Origin of the sequence: Spongiactinospora rosea, from assembly GCF_003315795.1 — a bacterium.
In the GTDB taxonomy this organism is placed as follows: domain Bacteria; phylum Actinomycetota; class Actinomycetes; order Streptosporangiales; family Streptosporangiaceae; genus Spongiactinospora; species Spongiactinospora rosea.
The window spans coordinates 60,541-85,892 of the sequence record NZ_QMEY01000011.1; the positions used below are offsets into that span (position 1 = coordinate 60,541).

The window sequence follows — 25,352 nt, forward strand, 5'->3', positions numbered from 1 at the left end:
ATTTCACCGTTTTTCTCCTTCTGGCAAAGCCCACCCGCAGCACGGTCCCGAGCTCCCCAGCGGCTCGGCGACGCCCATGCCCACCGCGAACATGCTCACGGCCGCCGCACACCTGTAAGGGGCCGCGCAGCGCGCGTAACGCCCCTGCCAGCGTCAACTCCACGCCAACACGCCCCGCGCCGCGTACGCGGCGTCGGCGTACCACTCGACGTTTCGAAGCCCCATCCGTTCCACGGCCGAGCATCCCAGCCGAGAAGCTTGGGGGCGCCCCATGTGGTGTGATTTCCGCCCAGAAGACGTCGCATGCGAGCGGTCCGCCACCGCCGCCCACAGCCAATGCGCGAGTACTCGGCCCTGCGGACACAGGACGGCTCAGTGCTCCGCCAAGGTCGAGCCCAGGCACTCGCCGTCCCGCAGAGGACCGGGACAGTATGAGCCGACGCGAACTCCGCCTGGTATCCCTCACCCGGACACGGGGCCACACCGCAGCCCGCGTGGCCCCGGCCGCTGAAATCCACCGCACGCCAAACCGGGCCCGCTCGCCGACCGGATCCAGCGGCGCAACCATGCGCACCGCCGCCGGCCCGCCACCGGGGCCTGTACGGACCGAGGCCCGCCCGGGCGGGCCCCGGTCCGGGAGGTCAGTCGCGGCGGAGCTGGCGGTAGGTGACCCGGTGCGGCCGCGCGGCGTCGGCGCCGAGGCGCTCGATCTTGTTCTTCTCGTAGTCGGCGAAGTTGCCCTCGAACCAGAACCAGTTCGAGCCCTCTTCCCAGGCCAGGATGTGCGTCGCGATCCGGTCGAGGAACCACCGGTCGTGCGAGGTGATCACCGCGCAGCCCGGGAAGTCGAGCAGCGCGTTCTCCAGGCTGGAAAGGGTCTCGGTGTCCAGGTCGTTGGTCGGCTCGTCCAGCAGCAGCACGTTGCCGCCCTGCTTGAGGGTCAGCGCCAGGTTGAGCCGGTTGCGCTCGCCACCGGACAGCACCCCGGCCGGCTTCTGCTGGTCCGGGCCCTTGAAGCCGAAGGCCGCGATGTACGCCCTGGACGGCATCTCCACATGCCCGACCTTGATGTGGTCGAGACCGTCGGAGACGACCTCCCAGACGTTCTTGCCCGGGTCGATGCCCGCCCTGGACTGGTCGACATACGAGATCTGCACCGTCTCGCCAACGACGATCGAACCCTCGTTGGGCTTGTCGTTCCCGGTGATCATCCGGAACAGCGTGGTCTTGCCGACGCCGTTCGGGCCGATCACACCGACGATGCCGTTGCGCGGCAGGCTGAACGAGAGATCCTCGATGAGCAGCCGCTCGTCGAAGCCCTTGGTGAGCTTCTGCGCCTGGATCACCGTCGTGCCGAGGCGCGGCCCCGGCGGGATCTGGATCTCCTCGAAGTCGAGCTTGCGGTACTTGTCGGCCTCGGCCGCCATCTCCTCGTACCGCTGCAGACGAGCCTTGCTCTTGGTCTGGCGGGCCTTGGGGTTGGAGCGGACCCACTCCAGCTCGTCTTCCAGACGCTTCTTCCGCTTGACGTCCTTCTGCCCTTCGACCCGCAGCCGGGCCGCCTTCTTCTCCAGGTAGGTGGAGTAGTTGCCCTCGTACGGGTGGCAACGACCCCGGTCGAGCTCCAAAATCCAGGTCGCGACGTTGTCCAGGAAGTAGCGGTCGTGGGTCACGGCCAGCACGGTGCCCGCGTACTTCTCCAGGTGCTGCTCCAGCCACTGCACGCTCTCGGCGTCGAGGTGGTTGGTCGGCTCGTCCAGCAGCAGCAGGTCGGGGGCCTCCAGCAGGAGCTTGCACAGTGCGACCCGCCTGCGCTCACCACCGGAGAGCGTGGTCACGTCGGCATCGGGCGGCGGGCAGCGCAGGGCGTCCATCGCCTGTTCGAGCTGGCTGTCGAGATCCCACGCGTTGCGGTGGTCAAGCTGCTCCTGCAGCTTGCCCATCTCCTCCAGCAGCGCGTCGGTGTAGGCGGTCTCCATCTCCTCGGCGATCTGGTTGTAGCGGTCGAGGAGTGCCTTGGTCTCGGCGACGCCCTCCTCGACATTGCCGAGCACCGTCTTCGACTCGTTGAGCGGCGGCTCCTGCTGCAACAGTCCGACCGTGAAACCGGGCATCAGCCGGGCCTCGCCGTTGGACGGCTGTTCAAGGCCCGCCATCATCTTCAGCAGCGTCGACTTGCCCGTGCCGTTCGGACCCAGCACACCGATCTTCGCGCCTGGCAGGAACTGCAGCGTGACGTCATCGAGGACAACCTTGTCGCCGTGCGCCTTGCGCACGCGCTGCAACGTGTAGATGTACTCCGGCATGCCACCCAGCTTAGTGGCGGATGGCAAGCGGAAAACTCCTCAGAGTTCGCCATGGGGAGGGTGGGTCAGGAGGTGTCGCCCCGTAGGGTGTTTCCGTCGCCGTCAGCGGCGTCGGGGCAGGGGCTCGGCTCGGCCTGCTCGGTCACCGCCTCGCCGACCAACTCTCCCACCAGTTCGCCCGCGGGGTCGTCGGTCACATCGCCGGGCAGTCGGCCGATCGGGGCGGCGGCCGGCGTGGCGGACCCGGCCAGTGGCGAGGCGGGCAGGCAGGTACGGTTGCGGCCCAGCTCTTTGGCCCGGTAAAGGGCCAGGTCGGCGGCGGCCAGCAGGTCGAGCAGGTCGTCGCCGTGCACGTTACTGATCGCCACGCCGACCGACACGGTCACCGTGATCACCTCATGGTCGGTGGGCACGGCCATGCAGCCGATCCGCTGCCGCAGCCGCTCGGCGACGCGCCGCGCCTCCGCCGTGTCGGCCCCGGGCAGCAGGACCACGAACTCCTCACCGCCGAACCGCCCCACGACGTCGTACTCGCGCAACTGCGCGCGCAGCACGTTCGCCACCTCGATCAGCACCTGGTCGCCCACCAGGTGGCCGTACTGGTCGTTGACCCGCTTGAAGTGGTCGATGTCGATGATGAGCAGCCCCAGCGTGTCGCCGGTACGCCTGGCGCGGACGATCTCCGTGTCGGCCTCCCGCTGCCAGGTGGCGGCGTTGAGCAGGCCGGTCTTGGGGTCGGTACGGGCCGCCGCCTGCAACTGGGCGTGCAGCAGGCTGCGCTGGAGCAGCACCACCGGCGGCAGGGTCAGCGCGAGCAACGCCACATTGAGCCCGCAGGCCAGGCCGACCAGCACCCCCAGGCACAGCTCGACCCCGTCGAGCAGCAGGCTCTCCCGGTTCCACAACACCGCGCGCCACCCCACGTCGGGATCGGCGAGGTGGGCGGCGATCGCGATCAACGCCGTGTTGATCACGGTGAACAGCAGCGCGGACACCACGGCCATCCCCAGCGCCGACGGCGTGGCCGCGCGCAACTCCGACAGCTCCTCGACGTTGCCGTGGAACACGAGCGACGCCGTCAACCCCGCCAGGCCGATCGCCGCGCTGCTGCACACCCGCCGATAGATCACCGTCTGGCGGACTCGCGTCTGCAGCAGGATCTGCAGCGGGATGGGCGCGAGCAACGCGTAGAACGGCGGGAGGAGCAGAGCGACCGGTAACCACCATGCCGACAGAAGGTCCCGGGACACGCCCGCGGGCATGCCGAGCCGCCTGCTCGCCTCGATACAGACGGCGCCACAGGCCATCAACGCGGCGAAGGTCGCCACATCGACCCATCGGATGATGGTCTCGGACCCGAAGAAGGCGGTCCCGGCCACATGCAGGACCACGATCCCGCACAGGTAGACGACCAACGGCCATCGCTGCCCGAGCAGAGGCCACCGGTCGGCCAACGCCGAGAGACCGCCGTCACGAGCCTTTACCGAGACATGACGTGTCGTCGCCACGTCATTCCCCCTTCCCTGACTCACGATGTGTAACACACTAATTGCGGAGTGTGCGATGCGCGAGGCAAACAGACACGTTCGTCGGGCACTTCTCTGGAAGGGGGCCGCTGACGAGCGAAAAAGCGGGTCAATCAAATCTCGGCACAGCCGCCACTTTCAAACCAGAGACCGCTCCCGAAGCCGAAGTACCGAACACCCACCGGCCCCCGACACGACGGTTCGCCCCCGCCATAGCCGCCGACCGCGAACTTGATCCCCCACTGCGTCGGCGTTGCCATCAAGGGCCCGTACGTGCGTACGGCCAGCCCCCGCAGAAGCCCCCAGCATCACCTCGGAACACGTCCGCCGCATCCCCACCATGAGCCGGCCTACGGCCGGCCCCTGCCCAAGCTCCCACCTCCACCGCCACAACGCTAAGCAGGGCCTCCGCTAGCCTGACCCGCTCCCACCAGCCCTATATCCCTTCGAGGACCAGCACCACCGAGTACCGCGTACACGCCACCCCCGCCTCCCTACACGCCCTCGTTCCCTCCACGGAACCAGGCCCCTCCCCCGCCCCCCTCCCCTCCCTCCCCTGGCGACTCCCTCGCCAAGTCCGACCTCCCAGAGGCCACCGCACCGCCCCGACCACGGCGAGCGCCGCCACGTCAGCCGAGCCCAGCCCATCACGCTCCCCTAGTGACGCCATGCTTCCGACATCGCCGAGAGCCCCGTGCGATCGCCCACCATCAGGGCCAAGCCCCAAACCAGCCTCCGCCGCCGACAGAAGCGCTCACCATCACCGCGCGGCGGCCCGCCCACGGCATACGGAACGGACGCAGGACGCCCATGACTCCGGCGGAAATCAACAAGACCTGCAACATCACCGTTCACGGCTCTGATCGGCATCCCTTGAGACTCCACAAGACACCTCAGCCAACCGGCCCATCGGCACCCTCACCCTCACACGCCCCAAGGCCACGCCGCATGAGACCCCCGGGTCGTCCAGCACGTCGATCGTCACCTCGACCGCCGCCACAGAGGCGATGTAGGCCCACAGTGCCCATGCGTCCGCCCTGGATCGCGTCCCGCGGAGTGGTGGAACCTCCCCGCAGCATGGCGTGGCCGACCTGCGCGATGTCCGATTTGAACGCTCCCATTCACACCACTCGGCGGGACGCCATCCCGCCCCCTGCCGCGACCACTGCGGGCCCAAACGCGGTAACCAAGCCACTCGCGGCCCTGCCGCACGGTGCGACCACCTCGCCAATGCCAGTGGCCCGACCAATGATCACGGTCCCTCAACGCCCTCCCTAATCCACTACCTGCCCCCCACCATCAGACCCGCCCCGCCGCCTGCGCGGCGGAACTCTCCCGCAGCCGAAGTGGCCGACCTGGGCGATAGCGGCCTTGAGAGAGCGAGTAGAAGCACGCCGGTCGGCCAACACCTGCACCGCCGTACGACCCGCGCCACTGGACGGCCTTGCGGTGATCATGGCCAGCGGCCCAGTTCGGTCCAGCCAACGGCGGCGTCGCGACCTGGTGGCCACGCCCAGGGCAGAAGTCCGGAGCCGGGCACACCACCTCCTTGATCTTGAGGCGGAAACGTACGGGCCAGCATGAACGCCACGCCCGTGGCTTCACGTCAGGATGTGTCATCTTCGGTGGGAAGAGCGGTCGTGAAACCGCCTTCCCGCAGGTCCCAGCACCCGCACCGGGCAGCACCCTGCAAGATCCACGATGGTGTCCCGCCGATGATGTACTTGGCAACGTTCAGTTCGGCCACTCCAGGCCGCGGGAAAGTTGCACCACTCCACGGGACGCGATCAAATCCACCGTCACCTGCCCCCGCCCCAGCCAGAACCCACCAGCCTGGCCTGCCCGATGGCCTGCGCGAAACGCAGGAGGCCACCTTCGAGGAGTTTGCTCGCACCGAAGCAGGTCTCCGACCGCACGACCAGACACGATCAGATCCACCGTCACCTGCCCCGCCTCCCAGCCAGAACCCACCAGCCTGGCCTGCCCGATGGCCTGCGCGAAACGCAGGAGGCCATCTTCGAGGAGTTTGCTCGCACCGAAGCGGGTCTTCGGCCGCACGACCGATCGAAGCTCCGGCCGCTCCGGCCCACCGGGCCTAGAGCCCTGTACGCCGCCCGGCCCTGCCCAGTCGCTCCAACCTCCCTTAGCCGACAGGTGACCATGGCCTGGTGCGGCTATCCGCCTCCCCAGACGCGGACAGCGACGAGGAGCACGCCGAAGACGACGTTCCCGACCGCGGTCACCCAGGCCCACCAGGTGAAGCGCCAACCGGGCCCGTTCTCCTTGCGCCTGAACCCCAAGGCGGTGACCACCGCAAGGAAGATGATCACGATTCCTAGCACGATGGTCACCCAGTCGGCCAGCACCTGTCCCCTCACGGTCGATCTCCTTGTCCACATGTACGGCGTGCCGCTGAGCCGTCACCATCTGAGCTCATGGTGATGGGACCGATCCGGGACGGCTCCCGGATCGCTCACCTGGACGACGGCCTCCACCTCCACGCCTGGCCTCGGGCCAACTCTGCGGGACAGAGACGGAACATCACCGAAGTCATCCCTGCCGTATGGATCTCCGCGAGTCTGAGATCGTGTCCAGGCAACGGTGGATCTTGTAGATCCGTGGCCCTCTCCAAAGGCGGACACACGCACGTCCGGAACTCTGGAGTAGAACTGAGCGCCATGCGAAGTCACATACGCGCAGTAGCAGCCAATCTTCGCGGGATTTTATGGCAGCATGTCACCGACCATAATGTTCCCCTGGCGCCATTTTCCGTGCTGTCAAGATATCGCCCGAATACAGAAATCGTATGATCGAATATCGTATCGCCATCGAGCCTCATACATTGCAACCAAAAAGTGAGCTGTAGCGGGCGATATCGTAAGACGCCGACGGGGTGACGCCTTTGCTCGCCGATCTACACCCATTCGAGGCAATGTGCATCACAAAGAGACGACATCCGGGGAGATGCCACCACATCCCTCTCAAAGCCACCAGCTTACGCCTAACCGCCTCCTCAGGGATGATCCCCCTCACCCCGAAGGCCCGCAGGTAGACGCCGTAGGCACACGCCGGCATCTCAAGCACACCTCCCTCCGAGCGATCAGCTCCGTAGACGCGTGACACTTGAGATTGCTTCCAGAACAAAACGTTCATATGACTATATCGCCGCACATCAGCCAGGAGGAGCCACATCACCTTGTGCATATATGGACATGAAGGGCAACCTTGGCGAGAGCCGTACATCGTCGGGAGGAGATGGGCACAAGATGAGAAGGGCATAGGATATTGCCACCTCCTTGGTCTCGCGTCCACTTAAGGGCATCGCATCCCTGATCGTCCTATTAGTGGGGCATTGTTTCTCATTGCGGCAAGCGGGGCTGAACAGGTATCTCAACTGCTCTATGCATGTTCGTCTCGCTCTGTTAAGGGGGTCGGCCCTCGGTCGGGAAGGTCGCTGTGGAGGGCGACCGAGGACCGGCCGTCCCTCGTGGTCAGGCAGCCGCCACCTCCTCGGCGGCCTTACGGGTTGCGGACTTCGAGGTCGAGGTGGCACGCGTGGTCTTGGCCGTACGGCGGCGCGGCCGTGTCGTCCCAGGGGCCGCTTCGGCAGAGATCAACGATCGTGCCGCGCCATCAGGCTGCGAGGTCGAGGCTGAGGCAAGTTGCGTGTCGGTGTCCGATGAGACGGAAGCAGCGGTCGGCGGAGGCGCCGGCGAAGGTGAGCGCGGTTCGGCTTCGGCCGGGGCCGGCGATGAGGCAGCAGCCGATCCCATCGGCATCGAGGAGCGCACCGAGTCGGCGAGCGTCAGCACCGAAACCGATCGCGGCTCGGAGACCACCAGGTCCGGCACCCGGCCAGCCCCCGACACGGACAGCGGATCGAAGGCCCCTAGCGCCAGCGCCGGATCAGTGGCAGGTCTCGTCGGCATCGAGTTGGGTACCAAGTCGGCGACCGCCGGAACCGCCCCGGGAGCCGACAACGGCCCTGATATGGCCGAGTCTGAGGGGAAGGTGCCGGCGACGGATGAAACCGATCCAGGCGGCGGTACCGAGCTGGGCACCGCCACCTGCATGGCGGGCACACCAGCGTCCGATGACGTCGGCGGTGACATGGGGCCGGGAGTTGCCTGGCCAGGCGTCGAATCAGTCACCAGCGGCGTGGGAGGCGAGCCAGCGACCGATGGAGCCGATGTCGGCGACGACAACGGGCCAGGAACTGGCGAGCCTGGCACCGAACCCATTTGCAGCGACATGGGAAGCGGATCGGCCACGCCTGAGGCCGATTCCGGCCCCACCCCAGACGGCGAAAGGGGTGAACTGCCGACCGATGACACCGTTCCAGGCTGCGACGGTGAGGGGCAGGGGGCGGCGGTGGGTGAGGGCGGTGGCGGCGGAGCAAGGGGCACCGAGGACGTAGGGGCAACAGACCGGGCCGATGAAGACAAGGAGCCCGACGGCGGCACCGATGCCCCTACTGGTGGCGGGGGCTCGACATCGGTGGATGACAACGGTCGCTGCGGATTGATCGGCGGCGCAGGCGAAGGGGAGGACGCGGCGGAGTAGGCCGACGGAGGAGTGAGGACATCTGCTGATGCCGATGCCCCAGTTGGCGGCGGAGAACCGACACCAGCAGGTGACGACAACGACGGCGGATCATGGGGCGGCGAAGCGGCAGAAGCGGCGTAACCAGCCGACGACGCCACTGGAGACCCCGTTGGGGACGGGAAAGCGACAGCCGTGGGTGAGGGCGGACGCGGCGGATCATGGGGCGGCGAAGCGGCAGGAGCGGCGTAACCAGCCGATTGCGACACTGAGGACCCCAATGGCGGCGGGGAACCCACACCAGCGGATGACGGCAGCGACGTCGAAGTGGCGGGAGCGGCGTAGCCCGCCGACCGTGACACTGGGGATCCCGTTGAGGGCGGGGGGCCGGCAGCGGGGGGTGCGGGGTAGGCGGGTGATGAAGGTGAAGAGACGGATTGCGATGCGGGGTTCGGTGTTGGGGGCGGGGAGGGGGGTTTGGGGGGGACGGTGGGGAAGGCCCAGTCTTGGGTGGTGCGGTCGAGGGATTCGCGGGCTTCGGCGTCGAGGGTGGGGGCGGTGGCGAGGCGTGGGGGTTTGCTGAAGGTGCCGATGCCCCATCGGAGGTCGTGGCCTACGGAGGTGGCCTCGACCTCGGCCATGAAGCGGCGTTCGCTCTCGGGGCCGAACTCGCGGATGCGGAGGCGGCCCTGGACCACGACCGGCTGGCCCAGGCGGACCGATTGGGCGACGTTGTCGGCGAGGGTGCGCCAGCAGCGGACGGCGAAGAAGATCTTTTCGCCGTCGCGCCACTCGGAGGTGCGTTTGTCGAAGTAGCGGCTGGTGGTGCAGACACGTAGCGAGGTCACACGGGAACCGTCGGAGAAGGTGTACAGGCGTGGGGCCGCGACCACGTGGCCGTTGAGGGTGATCTGAATGTCATTCATGAGGATGCCTCCCAGATGGCGGGCCTCATGCCCGCCGTACGGCACCACGGTGGCCCAAACGGCCCACCCCCCGAGCGGCCGAACCGGATTCTGTGGATGACCGGCCCCGGCGGCTCCGCCGCGCCTGTGGACGACGATAGGAAACCGTCACCCTGGGCGATGGTTGGTGACTGTTCGCGAAGGAGACCTAACCAGGCGCATACCGAAGTGGACGAGGAGAGGTCAATGACGACCGGTAGACGGGTTCCTCGACTGGCCGCGGCGATGGCCGGGCTGTGCCTTGTGGTGACCGGCACCGTGATCGGCACCATGACCGGTACAGCCATCGGCGCCCCGGCGGAGCGGCCGGGACGCGGGGACTGGCCGATGTGGCAGCAGGGCCCGTCGGGCCTGCGGCACAATGCCGCCGAGCGCGCGATCACCCCCCGCAACGTCGGCGGCCTGGAGCTCAAATGGGCCTTCACCTACCCGAAGGCCGCGGGCAACCCGCGCAGCCAGCCCGCCGTCGTCGGCGACACCGTCTACTTCGGCTCCCCAGAAGGCAAGCTGTACGCCAAGGACGCCGCGACCGGCGCGGCCAGGTGGGAGTTCGACCTCGCCACGGTCGGCCAGGGCGAGGTCAAGGTCCAGGACGGCCCGGCCGTCGCCAGGGGCAAGGTCTTCTTCGGCGACACCCGCGGCTACTTCTACGCCCTGGACCAGCGCACCGGCAGGCTCACCTGGTCCCGGCGGCTGGACGACACGCTGTCGGCCGAGGTGACCAGTTCCCCCCTGGTCTATGGAGATCGGGTCTACGTGGGCGTGGCCAGCAGCGAGTTCACCCTGGGCAAGGAGCACGACTGCTGCCGGTTCCGCGGCCACCTCAACGCGCTGGACGCCGACACCGGCGAGCAGGTGTGGCGGTTCTACGTCACCCCGAAGCCGGTCGAGGACGGCACCTGGCCGAACGGCAGGACCCGCTACGCCCCTTCGGGCGGCGGCGTGTGGAGCAGCCCCGCCATCGATCCGGCCACCCGCACGGTCTACGTCGGCACCGGCCAGAACTACACCGGCAGCGCCGGGCACTACGACTCCGTGCTGGCGATCAACGCCGACACCGGACGCCCCCGCTGGACCCACAAGCTGACCGACGTGGACACCTGGCGCCTCGAATGCTATTACCCCCCGCCTGGAGACCCCGGATACTGCCCCAACCTGCCCGAGGGCACCGCGCTCGACTTCGACCTCGGGGCCGCGCCCAACCTGTTCAGGGCGGGCGGGCGGTTCCTGGTCGGGATCGGCCAGAAGTCGGGCGTGTACCACGTACTGGACGCCCGCACCGGGCGGATCGTGTGGCAGCGGGCACTCGCCGTCCCGCAGCCCGGCGCGGGCCGCACCGGGATCTACTGGGGCTCAAGCCACGACGGCGAACGCCTCTACGTGGCCACCAACGTGGCCGATCCCGGCACGCTGTTCGCGCTCGACCCGGCCACCGGCCGGGTGCTGTGGGCGACGCCCAACCCGGCCGACGGCTGCACCACCGGCGGCGCGGCGCAATACCCGGACGTCTGCCTGCTCGCTCACACCCCCGCCGTCTCCAGCACTCCCGGACTGGTGTGGGAGGGCAGCACGGACGGCAAGATCCGCGCCTACTCGGCGAAGACCGGCGAGGTGTTGTGGACGTACGACACGATGCAGGTCGTCCAGGGCGTCAACGGGCTGACCGGGCGCGGCGGGCAGCTCTCCGCGGGCGGCGGGGTCGTGGTCGCGCACGGCATGCTGTACGTCCAGTCCGGCTACGGCCCGTGGCCGCTGCCCACCTACCCGAACCCGTACGGCGCGGTCTTCATGGCCTTCGGCCCCCGCTGACACCCGCAACGAGAAGGAAGGATCTACGCCTGGAGGCTGCGAAGGGCCTCGTAGAAGTCGTGGTGGCGGCCCAGTTCGTGTTCCACCGGGGCGATGACCAGGCTTTCCGACAGGGCGGCGACGCGGCGGCGCATCTCGCGTTCGACGTGTTCGCGTTCCTTGCCCGCGGCCAGCACCACGAAGTTGCGGGCGGCCACGGCGGACAGGACGCCCAGGCCGAGGGCGGAGATCATGATCAGCCCGACCCACGGGAGGGTGCCCAGGTCGGACAGGCCGCCGAGGGCGGACGGGGGCGCGCCCGCGCCCAGCACGCCGTACGCGAGCGTCGCGCCGCACCATGCCAGGCCCGCGACGAAGATCACGACGAGCAGCCACTGCCACAGTTGCAGCAGCCGCCAGGAGCCGGGGACGCGGTCCAGGCGCGGGGCGATGAGGGACAGCTCGTCGGCCATCGCGCGCGGGATGTCCCGTATGTGTGAGCGCGCCGCCTGACGTACCCGGCTGCGCCACGACTCGTGCATGCCCGCCGACAGCCCGTCGGCCAGCGCCTGCACGGCGTTGTCCACCTCGGCGGGCTGGGCGCTGACCTCGCCGCCGGGCACGTCGCCGATCTCGGCGCGCAGCTCGCCCAGGCGCAGGTTCTTCAGCGGGTCGCCCTGCAGCCGCCCGGCCCACCGGGCGTACGGCCAGCCGACCCAAGTCGCCGAACGGGCGGCGTAGACGTTCTCCATGGCCTCGCCGATGGCCGGGACGCCGGTGGCGTCGCACAGCGCGTCGGTCAGGCCCACCCTGCGGGCGGCGTCGACCGTGGCGGGGCTCGCGGCCGGGTCGGTCTCCGGCAGGAGCTCGGACATGGCGCGGGTGACCCGCTCGACGTCGGCCTCAAGGCGCTGGATCGCGGCCCTGCGCCGGGACACGGCGTCGGCGAGCACGGCCTTGAGGTCTTCGGAGCCGCGCGGCACCGCGGCGGAGGTGGCGACCACGCGGGGGTTCTTGACGCCTTCCTTCTCCAGCAGCCGGGTGAGGTCGGCGACGCACTCGGCCAGCTCTTCGGGGCTCAGCCGGTCGGCGTGGTTGAGCGCGTAGACGGTGACCGCGTCGTGGCCCGACAGTTCGGCGATGTAGCGCAGGTGGGTGGAGGCGTCGGCGTACTTCTGCGGGTCGAGCACCCACACCACCAGGTCGGCGATGCCGATGAGCCGGTCGGCCTCGTGGTCGGTGAGCGCGCGGATGGAGTCGTGGTCGGGCAGGTCGAGCAGGATCAGGCCGTGCAGGTGCCCGTCGCCCTTGTCCAGCGCGCTGGCCCTGGCGAAGCGGTGCCGCCACTCGATCTGCAGCCAGTCCAGCAGCGGGCCCGCGCCTTCCAGGCCCCACACGCACGCGTGGGTGCGGGAGGTGGTGGGACGGCGTACGCCGGTGGGCGACAGCTCCAGCCCTGAGACGGAGTTGAACAGCGAGGACTTGCCGCTGCCCGTGCCGCCCGCGAGCGCGACCACGGTGTGCTCTGAGGACAGCTTGAGCCGGTCGCCCGCGCGCAGCAGGACCTGTGTCGCGTCTTCGAGCAGTCCGGGATCGACCGTGCCCGCGCCGAGTTCGACCAGGCGGGACAGGGCGGCCAGGCGGGAGCCGAGGCCGGGCCTGGGGCGTCCGCCGCCCGCGGGGATCGAGGGTGTGCCGGTGGTAGCAGTGCTCATCGTGCGGCCTCTAGGTTGTACGTCGCCTGGTACAAACGGGACGCGGCGGTCTCGTCGGGGATGCCCGCGCCGTCCAGCGCCCTGGCGTAGCGCAATGTCTCCTCATCGAACAGGGTGTTGATCCTCGCCCGCAGGTCGTTGCGGGCCTTGACGCTGATGTGGCGCAGCGACTCGGCGCCGAGCAGCGCGCGCAGCAGGCGCTGCGGCATCGGGCCGGGGCCGCCCTCGATCTCGGGCATGCCGTACCCGAGTAAGCCCACGGTGAAGACCAGGCCGAGTGATTCCTCGTCGAAGGAGGTCACCTTGGCGACCGTCCGCTTCGTCACGCCCTCCTTGCGGATCATCGCGACCAGGTGGTCCTGCCAGGCGGTGATGGCCCGCCCGGTGCGGCGCGCGAGGTCGTCGGTGGCGTCGCTGAGGCCGGGGGTGGCGGCCAGGCGTTCGCCGTGCGTGCCACGGACGGCCCAGCGCGCGGCCACGCCCTCCGCGGCGCGCTGCGCGGAGGAGATGACCACGGCCTCCAGTCCGGCCCGCAGCGCGGACTTCAGCGCGCGCTGTCGTTCGGGGGCCTGCCGGGCGGCCTTGCCGCCGAACCTGCCGGGCTTGCGCAGGCTGAGCGTGCGGACCAGGTCGCCGGAGCCGGTGAAGTCCTGCCAGCGGGCCAGGACCTCGCCGCGCATCAGCGCGCCGTTGCGGGTGACCTCGTCGATCTCGGCGAGGGCGCCGCCGTAGGCGTCGTCCACGTCGGCGCGCAGCCCGGCGCGGAAGGCGACCTGGGTCTCGACGTGGCGGGCGAGGGCCGGTACGCGGGTGCGGAAGCTGTCCAGGACGGTGCCGAGCATGGCGCGTACGGCCTGGTCGCGCCGCTCCTCGTCCACCGACAGGCCGGTCAGCCACATCCGCAGCTCGGCGATCTCGGCCTCCGGTAGCCGGCCGTCCTCGACCGCGCACTCGCTGATGACGAACCGCTCGGCCTCGCCCAGGCCGTACTCGGTGAGCATCCGGACGAAGTGCTTGACCACGACCTCGCGGGCCCGGGGCGGCACCCGGGAGAGGACGATGGCCAGCCGCGCGCCGCGCTCCTTGGCCATCCGCAGCAGCCGCCAGGCGGGCGCGTCGGCGTAGCGGGCGGCGGTGGTGACGAAGATCCACAGGTCGGCGGCGTCCAGCATGCGCTGGGCCACGTCGTGGTGGGTCTCCCGCACGGAGTCGATGTCGGGGCTGTCCAGCAGCGCGATGCCCTGGGGCAGCCGCTCGCTGGGGGCCACGACGAGATCGCCGGGGCCGGTGTCGGGGCCGGGGGCCTCGACCCTGGTGAGCCCGCCGAGCAGGCCGCCCTGGTCGAACCGGCCGCGGTCGTAGGGGTGGCAGGCGAGCACGGGGGTGCCGGTGGTGGGACGGCGTACGCCCGTGGCGCTGACCTTGGTCCCGGCCAGCGAGTTGACCAGGGTGGACTTGCCCGCGCCGGTGGATCCGGCGACGACCACGAGGGCGGGGGCGGTGCTCATCCGGACCCGGGGCACGACGTAGTTGTCGAGCTGGGCGATGATCTCCTCGCGCGCCTTGGCGGCCTCCTGCGCGCCCGGGGCGTTCGCGCCGAAGCGCAGGCCGGCGACGGTCTCCTTCAGGGAGCCGAGGGCCCTGGCGAGGACTTCGGCCGCCTCGTCGGGCAGCGGGATCTCCTTCTCGGAGCCGGTGGCCTCGCCGGGACCGGCGTCGGCCCAGAAACCCGGCTCCTCGCGAGCGGCGTCCTCATCATCGAGATCATCGAGATCATCGGGGCCACCGGGATGACCGGGATCGTCGCTCTCGGCGCCCTGCGGCTCCGCGTCGTCGTCACGGATCGGCCGGAAGGACACGGTCTGCTCGCCGACGGTCTCCGGCTCCGCCGTCTCGGGCACGCCGGAGTCGTCATCGGCGGAGTCCCCGAGCCCGGGGGGCCTGTTGGCTGCTGACTTCACGGAATCCGCTCCGCTCGAACCATCTCGACCTCCTGGCCGACCTTCACGACCTCGCCGACGAGCACGATCGCCGGCGGCCGTATTCCAGCCGCGGTCACGCGCTCGGCCACTGTGGACAGCGTGGCGTAAAGAGCGCGCTGCGTCGGAAGAGTACCGTCCTGTACCACCATTACGGGAGTTTCCGGCGAACGTCCTTCTTGTTGCAATGCGTCGGCTACGTCGGGGATTCGTTCGACGGCCATCATCAGCACCAGCGTTCCGCTCGACCTCGCCATCGCGGGCCAGTCCACCGTGGAGCGCGGGTCGCCCGGCGGGACGTGTACCGAGATCACGTGAAACTCCTGGCTGACCCCCCGATGGGTGACCGGCACGCCCGCGGCCCCCGGCACCGCGACGGCGCTGGTGATGCCCGGGACGACGGTCACCGGGATGCCCGCGCGGGCGCAGGCCAGCATCTCCTCCCCGCCCCTGCCGAAGACGAACGGGTCGCCGCCCTTGAGCCGGACCACGAACTTCCCGGCGCGGGCCCGCTCGACCAGCAGCTCGTTGATCTTGTCCTGGGCCAGCGCCCGGCCGTAGGGGATCTTGGCGGCGTCGATCAGCTCCACGTCGGCGGGCAGCTCGTCGAGCAGCACGCGGGGCGCGAGCCGGTCGGCCACCACCACGTCGGCCTGGGACAGGAGCTGCCGCCCGCGCACGGTGATGAGCCCCGGGTCGCCGGGGCCGCCGCCGACCAGCGCGACGCCGACGGGCTTGGTACGGCTGCGCCGGGCGTCGACCGTGCCGTCGCGCAGCGCGCCGGTCACCGCGTCTCTGATCCCGGCGGCCCGGCGCGGGTCACCGCCCGCGGTGACGGCGACGGTGATCTCGCCGACCCTGCCCGAGGCGGGCGTCCAGGCGGCGGAGGCGTCTCTGTCGTCGGCGCGGACGCACCACACGCGTTTGGCCTCCGCCTCGGCGGCCACGGCGGTGTTCACCGCGCGGTCGTCGGTGCAGGCGTGCACGAGCCAGGCGCCGTCGCAGTCGCCGACCGCGTACGGCCGGGACAGCCAGGTCACCCGCCCGGCGGCGATCAGGTCGTCCAGCGCCGGCGTGACGCTCGGGGACACCAGTGTGACCTCGGCGCCGGCCTCGATCAGGGCGGGAACGCGCCGCTGGGCGACCCGGCCCCCGCCCACGACGAGCACCCGCCGCCCGGAGAGGCGAAGACCGAGCAGGTAGGGGGACATGGCGGCCGATCTCCCATTCGCGAGACTTGCATGTTAGGAGGTAAACCTACCGGCTGAGTCCTCCGGATTTCGCTGCCCGTGCGCTAACGGCCGTCGAGCAGTGGCTGACGTGGGTCCCATGGCGGGTGGCCGGAGGCGTCGCGCCGCCTGCGCGCCATCGCGGACAGGGCTTCGAGCACGACCCGGTTGCCGAGCGCGGCGGTGATCCCGGCCTGGTCGTACGGCGGCGCGACCTCGACGAGGTCCATCCCCACCACGGGCAGTTCGTAACAGATCCGGCGCACCGAGTCGAGCAGCCCGCGTGCGGACAGCCCGCCGGGCTCGGGGGTCCCGGTGCCGGGGGCGGCGGCGGGGTCGCACACGTCGATGTCGACCGACAGGAACACGCCCTCGCACTCGTCGAGCGCGATCCCGAACGCCTCGGTCAGGCACTCGCCCAGGCCGCGCGCCCCGATCTCGGTCATCTCGTAGGAGCGCATGTCGCGTTCGGCCATCCAGCGCAGTGTCTCGGGGCCGGGCCAGTAGCCGCGCAGGCCGATCTGGAGGAACCGGTCGCCGCGTACCGCCCCGGACTCGATGAGCCTGCGCATCGGCTGGCCGTGACCGTACAGGTGGCCGAAGGCGACGTTGCCGGTGTCGGCGTGGGCGTCGAAGTGGATCATCGAGACACGGCCCATGCCGCGGACCCGGGCCACGCCCCTGGCGTCGGGCAGCGCGATGGTGTGGTCGCCGCCCAGCACGATCGGGACCGCGCCGCTTGCGGCGATGCGCCGCACCGCCTCCTCGATGGCGGCGATCGAGCCCTCGACGTCACCGGAGTAGCACTCCACGTCGCCCGCGTCGAGGACCCGCAGGTCGGCGAGGGCGTCCACGCGCAGCGCCAGACTCGGCCGGGAGCCGTCGTGCGGCAGGTAGCACGCCTGGCGGATGGCCGAGGGGCCGAACCTGGCCCCCGGCCGGTTGACGGTGCCCCCGTCGAACGGCGCGCCGAGGATCACCACGTCGGCGGCGGCGAACGTGCCGGGATCGGTGACGTCGCACCGGTCGACGCCGAGGAAGGTGATGTCGGCTCCGTACATCGGCCCGTATCTGGCCACCGCGCGCTCCTTCCGGCCACCGGCCTACCTTCCCGGGCGCGGGCGTCTCATGCCCCGTGGCGGGGTCACGCCTCCTTGTCGGTCACCCCGGCGGCGTCGAAGGTCGCGACATCCTGCATGACGCGTACGGCGGCGCACACGAGCGGGTGCGCCAGCAGCGCGCCGGTCCCCTCGCCGAGGCGGAGTTCGAGGTCCACCAGCGGGCGCAGCCCGAGGTGGTCCAGGGCCAGGCGGTGGCCCGGCTCGGCGGAGCGGTGCCCGGCCACGCAGTGGTCCACGGCGGCGGGGGCGAGCGCGGCGGCGGCCAGCGCCGCGGCCCCGGCGATCACGCCGTCCAGGATCACCGGCACCCGCGAGGCCGCCGCCTTCAGGATGAACCCGGCGATGGCGGCGTGTTCCAGGCCGCCGACCGCGCGCAGCGTGTCGAGCGGCCCGGCCTCGCACAGCGACCGGTTGACGGCCAGCGCCTCCCGGACGATGTCGATCTTGTGGGTGTGCGTCTCGTCGTCGATCCCGGTGCCCCTGCCGGTGGCGCCCTCCGGGTCGGCGTCGCAGTATGCGCAGATCAGCGCCGCGGAGGCGGTGGTGTTGGCGATGCCCATGTCGCCCGCGACCAGGCAGCGGGCACCGGCGGCCAGCAGGTCCGCGGCCACCGCGATGCCGGTCTCCAGCGCGGCCACGACCTGCTCGCGGGTCATGGCAGGGCCGCGTGACAGGTCGGCCGTGCCCCGGGCGACCTTGCGGACCAGCAGGCCGTCGCCGGGCGGCAGGTCGCCCGCCACGCCGACGTCCACGACGGTGACGGACGCGCCCATCTGGGCGGCGAACGCGTTGGCGACGGCTCCCCCGGCCAGGAAGTTGGCCACCATCTGGCCGGTGACCTCCTGCGGCCACGGGCTGACGCCGCGCACGTAGACGCCGTGGTCGGCGGCGAAGATGGCGAGGGCGGCGGGGACCGGCATGGGGGGCGGGCTGACGCCGGCCGAGCCCGCCAGGCGTACCGCGACCTCCTCCAGGACGCCGAGCGAGCCCCGCGGCTTGGTCAGGCGGTCCTGGTGGGCCGCCGCCTCGGCGAGCACGGCGGGGTCGGCGGGGCGTACGGCGGCGATCGTCGCGTCAAGCAGGGGGCTCATCAACCATCCTCATCGCACGGCGGTGGGGCGCCCGGAGGCCAGGCGGGGGGCCGCCACGGCCAGCGGGGTGGAAAGACGCGGGGGCGCCAGGTCGGGGGCGAGGCCCAGGGCCTCCTCGTAGCGGTCCAGCACCACGTCGGCCAGCACCTCGCAGTCGCCGATCACCTCGGCGCAGCGGATGTCCAGGTCGGGGTGCCCGGCCGCGTACGCGAGCGCCTGCGCCCACACGCGTTCCAGCAGCCCCCCGGCGAACAGCAGGTACGGCACGACGATGACGCGCCGGGCGCCGAGGCGGCGGCAGCGTTCCAGTCCGCCGGGCACGCCGGGCGGGGTCAGGGAGACGAAGGCGGTCTCCACCGTCATGTAGTCGTAGGCGTGGGTCTCCCAGAACAGCCGGGAGACCCGGTGGACGTCGGCGTTGGCCGCCGCGTCAGTGGAGCCGTCGCCGACCAGGACGACGGCCGTCTCGCGGGGCCCGGCGGGCTCCGGCTCCTCCTCGTGCGGCGCGGCGGCCGGGACCGCGCGCAGCCGGGGCATCTCGGTGGCGGCGTCGGCGAGCCGGTCGCCCAGCAGCGCGAGGATGCGGGGGTCGGGCCCGACCGGGCGGGCGCAGGAGTAGAGGAGGGTGGGGTGGCGCTGCTGTTCCACCGCCATGTGGGCGGGGATGTCCAGCGCGGCGCGGCGCTCGCCGTTCAGGGTGAGCGGGAGGGCGATCATCCGGTGGTGGCCCCTGCCGACCAGTGAGGCGACGGTGTCGCCGAGCCGGGGCCGGGCACGCTCCAGGTAGCCCGCGGCGACGTCGGTACTGCGGTCGAGCCGGCAGCGCAACCGGTGTACGAACCTGCCGAATTCGGCTGCCCCGCTGTCATCGCCCGTGCCATGACCGATGAGCAGCAGTGGCGGCTTCATCCACGAATCTCCATCGTTCTTTACAGGCGTGACCTGCGAATGCTCGGACAAGTCACGCGAGGATATCCGAAAAGACACGGTTCTGACAGGCCATGTCGGGACCGGCGGTGCCAGTGGGACAACGGAGATCATTAGGGCCTTGTGAGCCTCAGCGGCGGGTCCCGTGGAGGATCAGCACGGGGTCGGCCGGGGCCGCGGCGAGGGTCCCGTCGGGGTGTTCGGTGAGCCGTTCGGCGTGGAGTCGCACGCCCTCCGCGTGGTAGCCGTGCTCCCGCAGGACCGCCAGTACGCCCGGCGCCCGCTCCGCCTCCCGCACCGCGCACACCAGCGCGGCCGGACCGCGTTCCGCGCACGCGGCCACCACCTCGGGGCCGCCCCCCGCGATGAACACGCCGTCGGGGTCGGGCAGCGGCTCCAGGGCGGCGGGGGCCCGCCCGCGGGTGAGGGCGACCTTGACGCCGTGCGCGAGCACCCGGCGTTTGATGACCTCGCAGCGGCCGGCGTCCCGTTCCACGGCGAACACCGCCGCCCCGAACCTGGCGCAGTCCACGGACACCTCGCCGTGGCCCGCGCCGATGTCCCACACCAGATCGCCGAGCCGCGGGCCGAGCCTGGCGAGCACGAACGCGCGGGCCTCGGCGCCGATCCCCGGGTGCCCGGGCAGGTCGGCCGCCCACTCCCCCGGCCCCGGCCTGGCCCCGGCGAGCCACACGTCGTCGGGGCGGCGGTGGCGCGGATCGACGACCAGGACGATGCCGGGGTTCTTCCACGGGCGGGTGGTGGCCTCGCCCATCCGGCTGTGGGTGATCCGCTCGTCGGGGCCGCCGAGGTCTTCGAAGACGATGAGCGCGCGCGGGGTGGTGGGGGCCAGTGCCCTGGCCAGTTCGGCGGGGCCGACGCCGGGCGCGGCCAGCACGGCGACCTTGTGGTGGGCGCGGCACACGTTGGCCGCCCTGCGCAGGTCGGGGGTGCCGACCACCAGGGCGTCCTCCCAGGCCAGCCCGGCGTGGGCGAAGGCGCGGGAGACGAGCGAGGCGGCGGGCAGCACCTCGGGGGCCAGGCCGTGCGCGCGGAGTTCGCGCACGGGGCCGAAGAAGCCGGGGTCGCCGTCGGCGAGTACGACGGCGGGGCCGCCCGCCGCGCCCTCCAGGTGCTCGTCCAATGCGCGGAGTACGTCGCCCGCTACGACCCTGGGCACGCCGGGGTCGGGCCGCACCCGCCTGATGACCCGTTCCGGGCCGGTGACCAGCGCCGCCTGGTCCACCTTGGCCCGTGCCCCCGGTGACAGCTCCGAGCCGTCGCTGCCGATCACAGTGATCATCAGTGCTCACCGCCTCCCTCTCCCACAGTTGCCGATGGCGGGCCGAACCGGTAGATCCGGCAGGTGGGAGAGGGGGACGAAACGCGCCGCCCTTTCGCGGTGTCATCACAGTATTAAAGTGGCCGAATACCACTATTCGGGTAGGCGTATCAAGCGCCGGTCAGCGAATGCGGAGCGTGCAGCGGCACCACTTCACCAGGGTGCGGGACCTCAGCGAGGTCGGACAGCGGTTCGGTGCCGAGCGGCGGCGGGGCGGCCAGGATCTCCTCCAGCAGGGTCCGCGCGGCGGGGGTGAGCGGGCGGGTGGAGTCCCAGTGGACGGCCACGCGGCGTCCGCAGGTGTCGGCCAGGCGGCGGACCATGACGCCGTCGGTGTCGGCGGTGGAGACGGCGAGCTGGTTGGTCACGCCGACGCCGAGGCCGTACCGGACCAGCGACACCAGCGTCTGGGGCTGGTTGGTGGCCTGCACCGCCTCGACCTCGAAGCCGTGCCTGCGGAAGACCTTGTAGGTCTCAAAACCCATGTCGGTCGGCGATCCGAGCCGGCCGATGGTGATCAGCGGGTGGACCGCGACCGCCGCCACGGGCAGCGGGTCGGGCAGCCGGGCCAGGGGGTGCCCTGGCGGGTGGACGACCACGAGCGGTTCGCGCCACAGCGGGCGGCTGCGCACCGGCGGCGCGGGCGGCGGGGTCATCGGCCGCAGGTAGACGTCGATCTCCCCCGAGGTGAGCGCGCTGTCCAGTTCCAGCGTGGCCCGCTCGACGAGCACCACCTTGATGGCAGGGCTGTGCCTGGCCAGCCGGTCCAGCACGGCCGGGACGAACGCCGCGCCCGCGCTCGGATAGCTGCCCAGGGTGACCACGCCCCTGGCGGCCCCGCGCCGGTCGGCCATCGCCGCCTCGGCGAAGGCCAGCTCGCGCAGGATGGAACGGGCATGGTCGGCGAGTACCACCCCCGCCTCGGTCAGCTCGACCGGCCGCTTGCTCCGATCGAACAGCGGGAGTCCTGCCTCCCGCTCCAGCGCGGCGACGTGCATGCTCACCCGGGGCTGTGAGCGATGCACGGCTTCGGCCGCCGCACTGAAACTCCCCGTGTCAACGACCCCGAGAAACGAAACGAACCACTCCAGACGGACATCCGGTCGCAACATGGATCCGCTTTACCCCGCCGTTCGCAGCGCGACAAGATCTTGGCGTGAACCGGATGCCCGCTGATCCGTCTTCCGAATAATCCCATCCGTAATTCGCGCTTAACAGTGGACCGGTATGGACCATAAGCTCGCGGAAACGACAGGCCCGTGACCTTTTGACCGCTCCCGATGCCCCGCCCCCGCCCTCCCCTTCACGGCGCCGACGTCCGTGCTTTCGCGCAGGAGTCATGCTCATGACCGCATTTTCCGGTTCACCGACCCCCCACCACCTGGCCAGACCCGCAGGACGCGCCCGCTGGACGATGATCTGGCTGGCCTTCGGCGCCACCACGATCAACTACCTGGACCGTGCCAACCTCGGCGTCGCGCTGCCGTACATGACGGAGGAGCTGAACCTCTCCAAGACCGGTGCGGGCGTGCTGCTCGGCGCGTTCTTCTGGACCTACGCCTTGACCCTGCTGCCGTCCGGATGGCTGGTGGACCGCATCGGGCCGCGCCGGATGATGGTGATCGCGGTGGCCGGATGGTCGGTCGTGACCATGCTGATCGGCGCGGCGAGCGGCTTTTTGGTGCTGCTCCTGCTGCGACTGCTGCTCGGCGCGGCCGAGTCGCCCTCCTACCCGTCCAGCACCAAGATCGTCGCCCGCTGGTTCCCCTCCAAGGAACGGGCGATGGCCGCGTCGATCTTCGACAGCGGGGGCAGGGCGGGCACCGCGCTGGCACTGCCGGTGATCACCGTGGTCATCGCGGTCGTCGGCTGGCGCGGCTCGTTCGTCGCGGCCGGACTGCTCGGCCTGCTGTTCTGCGCGCTGTGGCTGCGGGTCTACCGCGACCCTGAGACGCACCCGCGCCTTTCCGCGGAGGAGCACGCCTACATCAAGGAGGGCGGCGGGGCCGACGCGGGCTCGGACGTGCCCCCCATGGCCTGGGCCAAGCTGCTGCGCTACCGCACCACCTGGGGCATGATCTTCGGCTTCTTCTGCCTGTCCTTCGTGCTCTACTTCTTCATCACCTGGTTCCCGTCCTACCTGGTCGACGCCCGCGGGTTCGACCTGCTCAAGCTCGGCATCTTCGGGATGCTCCCGGCGCTGCTCGCCATCCCGGCGCAGTGGCTGGGCGGGGCGCTGCAGACCCGGCTGATCAACGCGGGCCGCAGCGTCTCCTACGCCCGCAAGGTGCCGCTGATCAGCGGGCTCGTGGTGTCCTCGGTGATCGTCTTCGCCGGGGTCGTGGAGAGCCCGGCCGCGGCGCTGGCCCTGCTCGCCCTGTCCCAGTGCGCGCTGTGCTTCGCCGCCTCCAGCCTGTGGGCGCTGCCCGCCGACGTCGCGCCCGCCCCGGGCAACGTGGCCTCGCTGGCGGGCATCCAGGGCTTCGCCTCCAACATCGCCGGGTTCGTCAGCCCGCTCGTGGTCGGCATCCTGCTGGACTCGACCGGCGGGTCGTACGTGGCCCCGCTGGCCGTCGCCGGCGGAGTGGCCCTGGTCGGCGCCCTCGTCTACGCGTTCGTCATCGGCAAGATCGCACCGCTCGGCGGCGCGGCCACCGGCCCGGCGGCGGACGCGGCACCCACCCCCCAGCAGACCTGACCCATCACCTACATAAGGAGAACAGCCGGTATGACCATCATCGCCGAGGACGTCCTGGCGGCGTTCCGCGCCGTCTCCACCGCGTCGGTGGCCGACGCGGTGGAACTGCAGGGGGTCCGCGGCTACATGAGCGGCGGAATCCGGATGCAGACGCCGGGCGCGGGCACGCTGGCCGGCCCCGCGGTGACCGTGCGGGAGGTGCCGACCGAGGAGTCCGAGCCGCCCACCCACGCGCTGGCCGCCATCGACGAGTCCGATCCCGGCAGCGTCGTGTGCATCGACGCGGGCGGCGCGGACGTCGCGGTCTGGGGCGGCCTGATGACGGCGGGGGCCGTGGCCAGGGGGATCGCGGGGGCCGTACTGGACGCGGGCGTGCGCGACGTGACCGAGATCCAGCGCGACTACCCCCAGTTCCCGGTCTACTCCCGCTGGAGCGTGCCCGCCACCACGGTCGGCCGCTACCGCACCGTGTCGCTGAACGAGCCGGTGGTGCTCGGCGGCGTGTCCGTCCACCCGGGCGACCTGATCGTGGCCGACCGGGACGGCGTCGTACGGGTGCCCGCCCGGCTGATCACCGCCGTGCTCGACGCGGCCACCGAGATCGAACGGCGCGAGCGCGAGCAGACCCGCCTCATCCTGGACACCGGCTCGCTGCGCGACGGCCTGGCGAAGTACAACCGGATATGACCGGCAAAACGGGCGGGGTGCTGGCCCTCGGGGAACCGCTCGTCGAGTTCAACGCGGCCACGGAGGGAGCGCTGGAACAGGCGGACTCCTTCGCGGCCGGGTACGGCGGCGACACCTCCAACATGGTGATCGCCGCCCGGCGCACCGGGGCGCGGGCGGGGTACGTGACACGGGTCGGCGACGACGCGTTCGGCCGGAGGCTGCTGGACCTGTGGCGGGCCGAAGGGGTGGGCACCGGCCACGTGGTGGTCGAGCCGCACGGGCGTACCGGGATCTACTTCGTGGCCAGGCACGGCGGCGGCGCGCACGCCTTCACCTACTACCGGGCGGACTCCCCCGCCAGCCGCCTGTCGCCCGCCGACGTGCCGGAGGAGGCCGTGGCCGCCGCGGGGGTGCTGCACGTCAGCGGCATCACCCAGGCCATCTCGGCGAGCGCGTGCGACGCGGCGTTCCACGCCATGACGGTGGCCAGGGCGCACGGCACGCTGGTGTCCTACGACCCCAACCACCGTCCGGCGCTGTGGCCGGAGGAACGGGCGCGGGCCATCGTGACCCGCAGCGCCGAACTCGCCGACATCGCGCTGCCCAACCTGGAGGAGGGCAGGCTGTTGACCGGGGAGCACGACCCGGAGGCGGTGCTGGGGGCGTTCGCGGCCCGCTGCCGCGGCGTGGTGGTGCTCAAGATGGGCGCGGACGGCGCGCTGGTCGGCGCGGACGGCCGGACGACCCACGTGCCCGCGCACCCCGTGACGCCCGTGGACGCCGCGGGCGCGGGCGACACCTTCGACGGGGCGTTCGCCGCGCTGCTGCTGGAGGGGGCGACCCCGGTGGAGGCCGCGCGGTACGCGGTCGTGGCCGCCGCGCTCACCACCACCGGCCCCGGCGCGGTCGGCCCCATCCCGTCCCGTGCGGCGGTGCGGGCCCGCCTCACCACGGCGGGGGTGGCCGGCTAGCCAGGTTTGACCCCGGGCGCGGGGGTAGGGGGCCGGTTCCGGACAACATCGGCGTAGGGGGTGACGCCATGGAACGGGGCAGCGCGAAACACGGCCCGCGCCTGGACGAGCACCAGAAGCAGGAGAGCGAGGGCATCGTCAGGGGCGGCGGCACCTCGCACGCCCAGGAGTGGAAGGAGCCCGAGCCCACCGAACGCCCCGGCGAGAAGGACCTGGCCCCGCCGCCCCAGCCGCCGGGCCACGAGCGGGGCACCCCGCAGGGGATCAGCCCCGCCGACGTGGAACGGCGCAGCAACCTGGCCAAGTGGCTGAGCGACGCGCGTTTCCCCGCCGGACGGGGCGCGCTGCTCGCCCACGCGGAGGGGGCGGGCGCGCCCGACGCCGTGCTTGAGGCGGTCCGGGCGCTGCCCGAGATGCAGTACGCCAACGTGTCCGAGGTGGCGCAGGCGCTGGGGCTCGGCGTCGAGACCCGCCGTACATGAA

At 71.2% G+C, this 25,352-nt stretch carries 17 protein-coding genes and 1 pseudogene; 6 read left to right on the forward strand and 12 right to left on the reverse strand.

Going from position 1 to position 25,352, the window contains the following annotated elements:
- Window positions 1-641 precede the first annotated feature (641 nt).
- From ettA to DP939_RS24115, 3 genes are all read right to left on the reverse strand, one after another.
- The gene (ettA, locus tag DP939_RS24105; protein ID WP_113983035.1) at window positions 642-2,306 is read right to left on the reverse strand and encodes an energy-dependent translational throttle protein EttA; all 1,665 of its coding nucleotides are present in this window, start codon (window positions 2,304-2,306) and stop codon (window positions 642-644) included.
- 65 nt (window positions 2,307-2,371) lie between these two features.
- Window positions 2,372-3,814, reverse strand: coding sequence for a GGDEF domain-containing protein (locus DP939_RS24110; RefSeq protein WP_113983036.1), 1,443 nt, complete (start codon window positions 3,812-3,814; stop codon window positions 2,372-2,374).
- A 2,192-nt stretch (window positions 3,815-6,006) separates the two neighbouring features.
- Window positions 6,007-6,210: a hypothetical protein gene (locus tag DP939_RS24115; RefSeq protein ID WP_147268112.1), complete on the reverse strand. Its 204-nt coding sequence runs from the start codon at window positions 6,208-6,210 to the stop codon at window positions 6,007-6,009.
- 1,294 nt (window positions 6,211-7,504) lie between these two features.
- Between DP939_RS24115 and DP939_RS48015 the strand changes: the two genes are divergently transcribed.
- Entirely contained in the window at window positions 7,505-8,395 is an 891-nt protein-coding gene (locus DP939_RS48015; protein WP_225878481.1) for a hypothetical protein, read from the forward strand.
- A 653-nt stretch (window positions 8,396-9,048) separates the two neighbouring features.
- Here the strand turns inward: DP939_RS48015 and DP939_RS49350 are convergent.
- Window positions 9,049-9,300, reverse strand: a pseudogene (locus tag DP939_RS49350) (single-stranded DNA-binding protein); the annotation flags it as partial.
- 225 nt (window positions 9,301-9,525) lie between these two features.
- Between DP939_RS49350 and DP939_RS24125 the strand changes: the two are divergent.
- On the forward strand, window positions 9,526-11,148 hold the full coding sequence (locus DP939_RS24125) for an outer membrane protein assembly factor BamB family protein (RefSeq protein ID WP_113983038.1): 1,623 nt from the start codon (window positions 9,526-9,528) through the stop codon (window positions 11,146-11,148).
- Window positions 11,149-11,171: 23 nt separating this feature from the next.
- Here the strand turns inward: DP939_RS24125 and DP939_RS24130 are convergent, their stop codons facing one another.
- The 8 genes from DP939_RS24130 to DP939_RS24165 all read right to left on the reverse strand — a co-directional run bounded on the left by DP939_RS24130 (window position 11,172) and on the right by DP939_RS24165 (window position 21,643).
- Window positions 11,172-12,842 (reverse strand): GTPase family protein, encoded by a 1,671-nt coding sequence (locus tag DP939_RS24130; protein WP_113983039.1) that lies wholly within the window; start codon window positions 12,840-12,842, stop codon window positions 11,172-11,174.
- Window positions 12,839-14,803, reverse strand: a complete 1,965-nt coding sequence (locus tag DP939_RS24135; protein WP_158578674.1) for a GTPase family protein — start codon at window positions 14,801-14,803, stop codon at window positions 12,839-12,841. Before DP939_RS24135 ends, DP939_RS24130 begins: the two co-directional genes overlap by 4 nt.
- Entirely contained in the window at window positions 14,800-16,032 is a 1,233-nt protein-coding gene (cobA, locus tag DP939_RS24140) for a uroporphyrinogen-III C-methyltransferase (protein WP_113983040.1), read from the reverse strand. Before cobA ends, DP939_RS24135 begins: the two co-directional genes overlap by 4 nt.
- Before the next feature lie 83 nt (window positions 16,033-16,115).
- A complete protein-coding gene (gene speB, locus DP939_RS24145; protein ID WP_113983041.1) occupies window positions 16,116-17,129 on the reverse strand; it encodes an agmatinase in 1,014 nt (337 codons plus the stop codon).
- A gap of 65 nt (window positions 17,130-17,194) precedes the next feature.
- Entirely contained in the window at window positions 17,195-18,262 is a 1,068-nt protein-coding gene (gene cobT / locus DP939_RS24150; protein WP_113983042.1) for a nicotinate-nucleotide--dimethylbenzimidazole phosphoribosyltransferase, read from the reverse strand.
- 9 nt (window positions 18,263-18,271) lie between these two features.
- On the reverse strand, window positions 18,272-19,171 hold the full coding sequence (locus tag DP939_RS24155) for a sirohydrochlorin chelatase (protein WP_113983043.1): 900 nt from the start codon (window positions 19,169-19,171) through the stop codon (window positions 18,272-18,274).
- Between the two features lie 148 nt (window positions 19,172-19,319).
- A complete protein-coding gene (locus DP939_RS24160; protein WP_113983044.1) occupies window positions 19,320-20,492 on the reverse strand; it encodes a bifunctional cobalt-precorrin-7 (C(5))-methyltransferase/cobalt-precorrin-6B (C(15))-methyltransferase in 1,173 nt (390 codons plus the stop codon).
- A gap of 149 nt (window positions 20,493-20,641) precedes the next feature.
- Window positions 20,642-21,643, reverse strand: coding sequence for a LysR family transcriptional regulator (locus DP939_RS24165; RefSeq protein WP_113983045.1), 1,002 nt, complete (start codon window positions 21,641-21,643; stop codon window positions 20,642-20,644).
- Between the two features lie 233 nt (window positions 21,644-21,876).
- On the opposite strand from DP939_RS24165, the gene DP939_RS24170 reads away from it, so the two are divergent.
- The 4 genes from DP939_RS24170 to DP939_RS24185 all read left to right on the forward strand — a co-directional run bounded on the left by DP939_RS24170 (window position 21,877) and on the right by DP939_RS24185 (window position 25,351).
- Entirely contained in the window at window positions 21,877-23,229 is a 1,353-nt protein-coding gene (locus tag DP939_RS24170) for an MFS transporter (protein WP_113983194.1), read from the forward strand.
- Between the two features lie 30 nt (window positions 23,230-23,259).
- Entirely contained in the window at window positions 23,260-23,916 is a 657-nt protein-coding gene (locus DP939_RS24175; protein ID WP_113983046.1) for an RraA family protein, read from the forward strand.
- Window positions 23,913-24,869 (forward strand): sugar kinase, encoded by a 957-nt coding sequence (locus DP939_RS24180; RefSeq protein WP_113983047.1) that lies wholly within the window; start codon window positions 23,913-23,915, stop codon window positions 24,867-24,869. Before DP939_RS24175 ends, DP939_RS24180 begins: the two co-directional genes overlap by 4 nt.
- Before the next feature lie 68 nt (window positions 24,870-24,937).
- Window positions 24,938-25,351 carry a DUF2795 domain-containing protein gene (locus tag DP939_RS24185; protein ID WP_113983048.1) on the forward strand — a complete coding sequence of 138 codons (414 nt, stop codon included), beginning with the start codon at window positions 24,938-24,940 and terminating at the stop codon, window positions 25,349-25,351.
- The last annotated feature ends 1 nt before the right edge of the window (window position 25,352 follow it).